Annotated in this window: 8 protein-coding genes; 7 read left to right on the top strand and 1 reads right to left on the bottom strand. The window is 46.9% G+C overall.

What is annotated here, in order from left to right:
* The coding region (locus QTO00_RS09210; RefSeq protein ID WP_331424446.1) for a type II toxin-antitoxin system HipA family toxin at positions 1 to 543 on the top strand (543 nt) is incomplete at its 5' end.
* Between the two features lie 48 nt (positions 544 to 591).
* Positions 592 to 1,710 carry a hypothetical protein gene (locus QTO00_RS09205; protein WP_084998202.1) on the top strand — a complete coding sequence of 373 codons (1,119 nt, stop codon included), beginning with the start codon at positions 592 to 594 and terminating at the stop codon, positions 1,708 to 1,710.
* A 143-nt stretch (positions 1,711 to 1,853) separates the two neighbouring features.
* Here the strand turns inward: QTO00_RS09205 and QTO00_RS09200 are convergent, their stop codons facing one another.
* The gene (locus tag QTO00_RS09200; protein ID WP_020744584.1) at positions 1,854 to 3,167 is read right to left on the bottom strand and encodes an ATP-binding protein; all 1,314 of its coding nucleotides are present in this window, start codon (positions 3,165 to 3,167) and stop codon (positions 1,854 to 1,856) included.
* A gap of 377 nt (positions 3,168 to 3,544) precedes the next feature.
* Between QTO00_RS09200 and QTO00_RS09195 the strand changes: the two genes are divergently transcribed.
* From QTO00_RS09195 to QTO00_RS09175, 5 genes are all read left to right on the top strand, one after another.
* Positions 3,545 to 3,802 carry a helix-turn-helix transcriptional regulator gene (locus QTO00_RS09195; RefSeq protein WP_443088914.1) on the top strand — a complete coding sequence of 86 codons (258 nt, stop codon included), beginning with the start codon at positions 3,545 to 3,547 and terminating at the stop codon, positions 3,800 to 3,802.
* Entirely contained in the window at positions 3,789 to 5,531 is a 1,743-nt protein-coding gene (locus QTO00_RS09190; RefSeq protein WP_331424444.1) for a DUF927 domain-containing protein, read from the top strand. Before QTO00_RS09195 ends, QTO00_RS09190 begins: the two co-directional genes overlap by 14 nt.
* A 319-nt stretch (positions 5,532 to 5,850) precedes the next feature.
* The gene (locus QTO00_RS09185; RefSeq protein WP_331424442.1) at positions 5,851 to 6,177 is read left to right on the top strand and encodes an HVO_A0114 family putative DNA-binding protein; all 327 of its coding nucleotides are present in this window, start codon (positions 5,851 to 5,853) and stop codon (positions 6,175 to 6,177) included.
* Between the two features lie 9 nt (positions 6,178 to 6,186).
* Positions 6,187 to 8,052 (top strand): MrcB family domain-containing protein, encoded by a 1,866-nt coding sequence (locus tag QTO00_RS09180; protein ID WP_331424440.1) that lies wholly within the window; start codon positions 6,187 to 6,189, stop codon positions 8,050 to 8,052.
* Positions 8,053 to 8,137: 85 nt separating this feature from the next.
* On the top strand, positions 8,138 to 9,312 hold a 1,175-nt coding region (locus QTO00_RS09175), incomplete at its 3' end, for a DUF2357 domain-containing protein (protein WP_331424438.1).

The raw sequence follows: 9,312 nt of genomic DNA, 5'->3' as shown, positions 1-9,312 counted from the left end.
GAACAGGCCGACACAGGCAGCAAGCGCAGTGCAGGTCGATTGCATATGCACAGCGCTTGCGGGCTACTGGATGCAGACTTTCGAACGCCAAGTTTAGATTACATTGATTTGATTAAAGCCAGCCGTCAGTTGTGTAAATCACCAGCCGCCGGACAGCTGCAATTTCGCCGCGCCATTTTTAACCTGCTGTCGTCTAACCAAGACGACCACAGTAAAAACTGGGCGTTTTTGCAAGCGGATGACGGTCAATGGGATCCTGCCCCTTTTTACGATGTTACCTACAGCCTACATCCATTCAACGAACACGCCACTGCGTTCGGCGGTTATGGCAAAGCGCCACCGCTTAAGGTGATGCAAAAACTAGCGACCAGTGCTGGCTATGGGAGTTGGCATGAGGCAAAGCAAGTTATTGAAGAAGTCGCAGAAGCCATCAGCCAATTTACGTATCTGGCACAGCAGCAAGGGATCAGTAAAACAACAGTGTCTGCGATTGCTAAGACATTGGATCAGCGCAAACAGGAAAATGCAGCGCTTTTTCAATGAAAGTAAAACAAACTTTTCAATTCACAATAAATAAATAGCAAGGTCACCGTGAGCGAATATCAATACTATAAATTTGAGCGTCTGGATGGGTATTTAGATGCTAAAGCACGTCAAGCACTCAGAGCCATTTCAAGCCGTGCCGAGATCAGCGCTACGTCCTTTCAGGTGTATTACACCTACAGTGACCTAAAGGCGGAGCCTTCTGAGCTGATATTAAAATACTTTGATATTGGTTTTTACTATGCCGATTGGGGCTCAATCGTTGCCTACATCAAGCTACCAGCAGGAACGCTCCCTGAAGCTTTACTTGGCTTTTCAAGTGATGGGCTTCATGTTCACGAAAACGATGAGTGGCAGTTACTGATTTTTTCCCTTGAGGAGTATGACGAATATTTTGACGATGAGCATGCCGACGAATTTTTCCAGCATTTAGCTGGGTTACGCAGCGGGTTAATGCAAGGGGATTGGCGCCTAGTGTACTTCATGTGGCTCAAAGCGTTTGATTTTAATGATGACGTTGAGCGAGTGCCGTTAATTCAATTCGATTTTGAGCACCTCAGTGAAGAGGAGCAGGCGTTTGCGGCACTCTATGATATTCCCTTAGGGTTGGTTAAGGCACTCGCCATGGTGCTGAACGCACAACCCAGCCATCAAGCCAAACAAGCCCAGTTTCAGTTTGATACGTGGCTAAACAATCTCACGGAAGTTGAGAAAGACACGCTATTACGCGCGCTGTTTGAGCAAGGCCAGTTAACTCGTCACCAAGCTTTAGCGCTGACGCGAAAAGAACCTGTCAACACAGACGAGAACTATCAATACTGGTTAACCCCTGAGGTAATTTCCCCTTTTATCGAGCAAGCGCAAAGCCAATTACAGCAAGAGCAAGCCGCAGCACTCGCAAAGAAAATGGCTATTAAAAAAGCAGAAAAAGAACAAGCGTTGACGGATGTTTACAATCGGCGTGAGCACTACTGGCAGCAAGCACAAGAGCAAGCGGATCGAACTTGCGCCAGTGGTTATGATGCGGCATCACGCTATTTGCATCAGCTGTTTGAGGCCTATCAGTTCAAAGCGGATGAAGCAGTGTTTAAACAACGTTTTAAGCGCTTTGTTGTGGCGAATAATAGCCGTAAAGCACTGTTAAATCGCTTGAGTGATTTGCTTTAAACGATGAGGCGATAGGCTGGCCAAATGACGTTAGCAAAAAACCGATTGAGGGTTGGTTGAAAGGTTGTAAGCCCACCAAAGGTCTACAAATTGTTAACTATGAAGTCACTTTGTGTAGACCTCGGGGTCTAAGCAACGCGCTTTTACCATCTCTGTGGTAAATACTGCGTGAAATACAAAGGCATCACGATATTGGTTTGTTCTAACGCTGAAGAGCCTTGTGTACCCGTTAACTTAAAGGTTTTACTTGGAGTACACTTTTCAACGTAGGATGCCAACGATTTTGCTCTTGTACGTTTACCACTTTTGACTTCCACAGGGATGATATCGCCTTCATCGGTCGCCAAAATAAATTCGATTTCGGCGCGGGCGTCATTCCATGAATAGCTTGGGTCAACGCCAATAGCTGTGAGCTCTTGTTGCACAAAGTTTTCAGCCACATAGCCTTTGTATTCATAGTTTTGTTGCTTAATCTCTTTATAAGTGCTGCCCAGCATATGATTGAGCAGGCCCACATCAAACAGAAATAGTTTAACCATATTGTCTTTTTTATAGGCCGCCAACGGAGATTTAGGTAATCCTTCAATAGGGTAGTTTGGCAAAGCTAAGCGGCAGCAGTTAAGCCAATGGATCGCGGTTTCAAAATCGCTATAACGAGATTTACGCTCATGCACATGCTTAAATTTAAAGCGTTTAACTGACTCATCGCTGACAAGTGATAGTTGGGCTGGAATGCTATTAAACACCGATTCAATCAGTGTGGCATCGACCTTGCCCGCGTACTTACCGAAATCGCGGCGATAACCTTCAACTAAATCGGCATGAATTTTTGTGACTTTTTCAACACGCTCTAGAATGCTTGAATCCTTAAACTGATACCAAGCAGAAACGGCTTCCGGCATACCACCGGTAAAAAAATAGTCGGTTAGTTTATCCATCAATTTAGTGTGCACCGCCGGTGTGCTTGCTTGACTATCAAATGCTTTGATCAGTGTTTGCTCGTTGGATGCGTAAATAAATTCTTGGAAGGTCAGTGGTCGTAAATTGTATTGTTCTACCTTGCCCACAGGGAAGGTGTTGAGCAAACCAATATTTGAACCGCTGGCTGCGACAAAATAGGACGGTGCTTTTTCGGCAAAATACTTCAGCGAAGTTACGGCTCGTTCACATTCGCCAATTTCATCTAATATCAGCAAGTCGGTGTCTGGATTGAACGCTTGGTTGGTTAACAACTCAATGTTCATTACTAGCTCGTCAGGTGACAACGAGCCATCGAACGCTTCTTTGTAAGCTGGGTTTTCAAGGAAGTCGATACGAAGGATGTTGGCAAAGGTATTCCCAAACAACTCTTGCAGTAGATAGGTTTTACCTGTTTGTCTTGCGCCATCGATCAATAATGGCTTGCGCACAGGTTGACTTTTCCAAGCTATTAGGGCGTTGAGTAAGTTGCGCTGCATTGTCATTTCCCGCCAATTAAGACTGTTAACTGCCTGTAGTATAACTCAGTCTACACTTTTACGCGCAGAAAAGTGCGGAATTTTACATTTTTATGCGCATAAAAGTGTTGTGGCGTTCTAATTGGGCAAGGCTTTCCCTTTTGAGATGGCTTTGGGCACTTACCCTTTGGGCTTTTGGGGCAGTCTGGGCAAAGCCTTAATTCACGCCACTTAGCAATACGCTAACCCTGCCCACAGGGTATTTATGACTTGGGGCATTATGTAAATTCTGGGGCAAGTAGCTACTTGTACCCTCAGAAAGCTGCACGATCTGGGCATTTATCTGCCTACTGCGTCCGTTTAGTACTGGCAAACTCCTAACTGAACTTAACAGATCAGTGAGGAAGCAAACGATGAACCCAACTACACAATCATCCACCACATCAACACACCCAGCGCGTCAGCAGCGGATTTTGCGCTTGCCCGAGGTAAAGGCCAAAACAGGCTTTGGCCGCAGCACCATTTATGCCTTGATGGCCAACGGTGAATTTCCCCGTTCCATTCGTATTGGCGCGCGTGCGGTGGGCTGGTTAGAAAGCGATATCGACCAGTGGATTGAAACCCGCCGTATCGGTGCTGCTTATGGCCGTGGATAAATCATCAGCATCAACCCCGTTACCTGCAAGTGAGATGAATAACAGCGCGCCAACATTACCGGCTGGTTTTGCCTATAACGCGCAAAACTGGCTGGTGATGCAACCAGCAGGGCAAGATAGCCCTGTTAAAATCTGCTCTTGGTTGCAAGTGGCCGCCCGCACCCGCGATCCGCAAGGAGACAACTACGGCTATTTATTGCACTGGTTAGACGATGACAATCGCCATCGCTACTGGGCTATGCCCGCAGAACTATTGGCCGGAGATGGCAGCGAGTACCGCCGAATTCTACTCAGCCGAGGCATGCGGCTAAGCAACAGTGTCAAAGCGCGGCAGTTGCTCTCACTGTTTATTCAACAAATGGGCGAACTGGCCACGCAAAAGGCCATCAGCGTCAACTGCATTGGCTGGCATCATAACGCTTATGTGCATCCGCGCCTCACTTTTTACCCAAGCGAACACAGCAACAACCCGCGCATGGTGCTGCAAACCATGCACCCGATAGAAGGCTTTATTCAACAAGGTAGTAGCGACAGTTGGCGGCAGCACGTTGGCCGTTATTGTCTGGATAATCCGCTATTAATTGTTGGTGTCTGCGCTGCACTGGCCGCTCCATTGTTGCATTTGTGCGGGGTGGATGGTTTTGGTTTACACCTCTACGGTGCCAGCAGTACTGGCAAAACCGCGGCGCTGTATCCGGCGTTATCAGTGTGGGGCGAGCCTAATCAATTGCGCCATAGTTGGCGTGCCACGGCCAACGGTTTAGAAGGCACAGCATTAGCGCATAACGATGCCTTGCTGGCGCTCGATGAAATGGGCGAAGTTGACCCAAAAGAGGCAGGCGATGTCGCTTATATGCTTGCTAATGGCCAAGGTAAAACTCGAGCAGGCAAATACGGTGAAATGCGTTTACCCGCCCGTTGGCGTTTGGTGTTTTTATCCACTGGCGAAGTGACGCTTGAAAGCCATCTGGCCAGTATCGGCAAGCGCGTAAAAGCCGGCCAGCAAGTGCGAGTGATTGATCTCAGTGCCGATGCTGGAGCGCAAATGGGCGTGTTTAACCAGAGTCATGGTATGAACGCCGCCGATTTAGCCGATCACCTAAAACAGCAAAGCCGCCAACATTACGGCAGCTTGGCCTTGGATTGGTTACGGTATTTAACGCAGCACAGCTCGCAGGTGTGCCCCGTTTTCCAAAACGTACGCCAACGCTTTTTAGCCAGTTTACCTCCCGAGTCAGACGGCCAAGTGCGCCGAGTCGCCGAAAAATTTGCCTTACTGGCCAGCGCTGGCCTGTTAGCCATTCAAGCCAAAGTACTTGATTGGCCAGCTCAAAGTGTCGAAGCTGCCTGTTTAAGCCAGCTTAACCAATGGATACTTGCCCGCGGTGGTGTGGCCGCCAATGAAGACCAACAAGCGATTCGCCAAGTGCGTAGCTTTATTGAGCAACATGGCGAAAGCCGTTTTACTCCCAAACAAACCGGTTACAGCAGCCAAGTACGCCAGCGTGCGGGTTGGCTTGATACTTCTGGTCCACAAACCCTCTACCTGTTTTACCCAACCGGCTGGCGTGAAGCCACCGAAGGCCTAAGCCCAGATCGCGCAGCTAAATCACTAATGGCCGCAGGCTACCTAATCCCTGATGGTAATCGGCCACAGCGCAAAGTCAGCCTGCCCGACAATACCCGCCCACGTATGTACTGCGTGAAAGGCAGCATCTTGGATGACTAAAAAGGCGATTAATCCTGTGTAGGCTTGTCGCCTTGCAGTGCACCGCCAGTCAACATAAATAGCTAGCGATGCTTGAAGTCCAACGCAGACAATACCGCTAGTGTACTGATTGTGTAATTGCAGTGATTGGTGATCGCCATTGCACTGAATGATGGAAAATAATCTTGCGATATTATCAGTAGTTGATAAGATGCTAGGGCTATGTATAAGCGTACAGTCTTTTGATTGTTTAAATGCTGTTTTACGCTTTTGCTGGCAGTGGCCTTTTGTGAGTGAAGAAGGCAAGTAGAGAGTGCAGGCAAAAAATCTGAGTAAAGTAATGAAAAACGCAAAACAACCACGTTGCGTAATTGGGATCAAAGGGCAAACGCCTGACCCCGATTACCCCGTTGATATCTGGTTCGACTCCCTGAAATCGGTGGCCAATGTGCTGTCGAAAGAAAATCAGCAGTTGTTAAAAGTAATCGCCGAACAACAGCCACAATCGGTCACTGAGCTAGCCACGCTTACAGACCGAGCGGTCAGCAATGTGTCGAGAACATTAAAAACATTAGATAATTTGGGCATCGTAAAGTTGGCATCTTCAGGATATGCAAAACCAAAAAAAATAGAGCTGCAATACCAAAAATTCTTGGTCTTAGTATAAAGGATACGTATGAGTTTAAGACAACTTTTAACAGAAATAGCAGGTGGTTGGGAACAAGCAAAAAATGAGCAGTTTACGAGCCATCCAATAGCCAATTTACTAAGACAAGATTTAATTAAAGCAATTGAAAGCAAGCTGCCATCTCCAGCTAATTACCTAATCAAAGCGAGTGCTGGCGCTGGGAATTGGGCCGACGTACCTTGGCTCTCGATACTCAACCCGTCAATTACAGAGTCAACGCAGTCCGGTATTTATCCTGTTTATTTGTTTCGTTCAGACGGTAGTGGTGTTTATCTCTCGTTGGGTTTTGGAACTACAGAGCTTAAGAAACAATATGGAACAGCTTTAGCAAGGCAAAAAGCTGAGGAACTACGCAATAACATAAGGAGTTTTGATAGTCGACTGAATGCTTGGGACCAGAAAGTTGATTTACGCTCTAATACAACATTAGGCCGATCTTATGAGTGGGCTTCAGCTGGTGCAAAATTTTATCCTCTGGAAAATATGCCTGATGAAGATACTCTTACCTCTGACCTAACAGAACTGTTAGATATATATGCAGATGTAAATTTAGATACTAATCAGTATTCGCAACATGCACATGCAGTTAGTAACGCACAAGCTTTATCCAAACCATTCCTCCTTCTCGCAGGTATCTCTGGTACAGGTAAAACCCGTTTTGTGCGCGAACAAGCAAAAAGCTCGGGGCAGTTTGCTGAAACTTATTGTTTAACCTCGGTGCGCCCTGACTGGCATGAGCCGAGTGATTTACTCGGATATATTTCACGCTTAAATGGCACTGCGGAATACATCACCACGGATGTATTGCAATTTATCGCCAAAGCTTGGCGTGCGATTGCTGATAGTGGTTTAACCGTTGAAGTGCAAGAGTACGAAGACCTAGGTAAACGCTTAGTGGTATCAGGTGAGCGTGTTGTACTTGAGCAGGTATTACCTTACTGGCTGTGCTTGGATGAAATGAACCTTGCCCCTGTAGAGCAGTATTTTGCCGATTATTTGTCGGTGCTGGAAACCCGCGAATGGTGTTGGGCAGGTGATAGCTTTACCTACAGCAGTGACGCGCTTTTAAAACCCGCCACCATTAAAGAAGTTGCGGACAAAAAAAAGCTACGCGAAGCGCTAGGTTTTGATGACGCGCAATACGATGAGCTGTGGGCAGATATTTGCCAGTATGGTTTAGGTATTCCGTTTAACCTGCTTGTTGCGGGCACGGTGAATATGGATGAAACCACCCATGGCTTTTCACGCAAAGTGATTGACCGAGCGCTGAGCTTTGATTTTGGTGCGTTTTTCCCTAACGACTATAACGACTTTTTCACCCCAACCAGCTGCAATAAACGCCTTAGCTATCCTATTTGGTCAAGCGCCAGCAAAGCAGATTTAGCTGATACGTTTGATGTTGATGGCACAAAAACGGTTGCGTTTTTATCGGCCGTTAATGCGGTGCTAAAAAATACCCCGTTTGAATTGGCATTTCGTGCGCTTAATGAGCTGCTGCTTGCGGTTGCTAGCAGCCAACCACAAGATGACCTGACTCTAAAAGCTGTATGGGACGACTTTATGATGTGTAAGGTTCTACCGCGTATTGAAGGCGATACCGACAAACTGACTACATCAAATCGCAAGGATTTGCTGGAAGAGCTTGGCGTTGTGCTTTCAGACCAGTTAGCCCCTCTTTGGCAAGCAGAGCAAGGTGATAAGGATCAACGCCCTGACTTGTATCGCGAGAAAATAGTGGCTGATGGTGCTACTGAAGGGGAAAAAGTACTTCGTATACCTTGCCGTTCAAAAGCGAAGTTGAAGTGGATGAGCGAGCGATTAGCCAGTGCCACCTTCACCAGTTTCTGGCCTTAATGGGTTGGTGTTGTTTGATGCTTTTTGCAATGAATGCAACCTATAAGCAGAACCCGTACAGTGATGGTGTAAGGAGTGGTAGGGAATGCCAGAGTTAATACGATTACAAACCCCTGACTTTGAGTTTTCGGTCTGGGCGAATAATATTAGCCAGCGGTTGAGCGTGTACCAGAATACAATGGCACATAGGGTGAGCGCTTATCATACGCAACCTAGCTATGAATTGCGCTTTGCGCCAGCGGCGCAGCTGATCAGTGCTATTGAACCGCAAGGGCTAGTTGCAGATGATCTGGTACAAAGTGGGTTAGATAAAAGTGACTTAGCCGAAAATGACCTTGTTGCCAATGGTTTAGCGAAACACGCTGAGCTTACATTAAATTCCCCGCTGTTTTTTGAGAATACTCAGTACCAGTTTGAGTGGGTCTTTTTTAGTGAAGTAACTCATGCGCGGTTAACCCATCGCAGCCAAAGCGTGAATGAGGCATTTCGTTTTGCCCCCGAAGTAAAAACCGCAAGGGGCGTGGTGCCCGCACGTTTAACCGGCACCATTAATACCGGCAATGATGTGGGCTGGTTACGTTTGCCACTTACCTTTGAGCACAATGGCAAAACACAAACTCAGCACATAGCCTTTGAAGTGCTGCCAACCAAAATGGCACTGCACCAAGACTTGCCCGCCATGTACCAAGCCATAGACAAAGTTTACCCCCTTTGGCGCTTTAGCTTGGTAGAAAAAACAGAACAAGACGCAGCAACTAGCCAACAACGCATGCATTTTCCACTTATGTGGTTGGCTAATTTTGCCGCGTTACGGGAGCGCTTTGAGCAAGGCTTAAAAGTGATTTGTGCCTCACCCCATAGCCGTTTGCAACCTACAGTGGCCAATATTAAAGCAGCCAAATTAAAAGGCCGTCTGCCTCATAAGTTAGCGGAGCAAGTAAAGCAAGACTTTGCGAATGGCCAGTACGATAAACGCTATGCAGTCGAAAAAAAGCAACTGAGTGTCGATACCCCAGAAAATCGCTTTATCAAAATGGCGGTGAGTAAAAGCAAGCGACAATTAGCGGAGTTTGAACAAAAGCTTAGGCAAAGTAACCAAGCACCAGAACGGCAACGGTTGTCGGATTCATTTTTAAATGAGCTGCATAGTTGGCAACAACCGCTGCAAAAAGTGTTAGGTCAGAGTTTTTTAAAAGAGGTGGGTGCATACACGGGGTTAAACCGTGAGTCCTTAGTGCTACAGCAAAAAACTGGTTACAG

It is taken from the genome of Vibrio sp. M260118 (genome assembly GCF_036533755.1).
Classification (GTDB): Bacteria; Pseudomonadota; Gammaproteobacteria; order Enterobacterales; family Vibrionaceae; genus Vibrio.
This window is presented reverse-complemented; position numbering and strand designations above follow the sequence as displayed.

Excerpts from the sequence above, each read along its gene's own strand:
- QTO00_RS09200 (WP_020744584.1), bottom strand. The coding sequence starts at position 3,167 with ATGCAGCGCAACTTACTCAACGCCCTAATAGCTTGGAAAAGTCAACCT.
- QTO00_RS09190 (WP_331424444.1), top strand. The coding sequence starts at position 3,789 with ATGGCCGTGGATAAATCATCAGCATCAACCCCGTTACCTGCAAGTGAG.
- QTO00_RS09185 (WP_331424442.1), top strand. The coding sequence starts at position 5,851 with ATGAAAAACGCAAAACAACCACGTTGCGTAATTGGGATCAAAGGGCAA.
- QTO00_RS09180 (WP_331424440.1), top strand. The coding sequence starts at position 6,187 with ATGAGTTTAAGACAACTTTTAACAGAAATAGCAGGTGGTTGGGAACAA.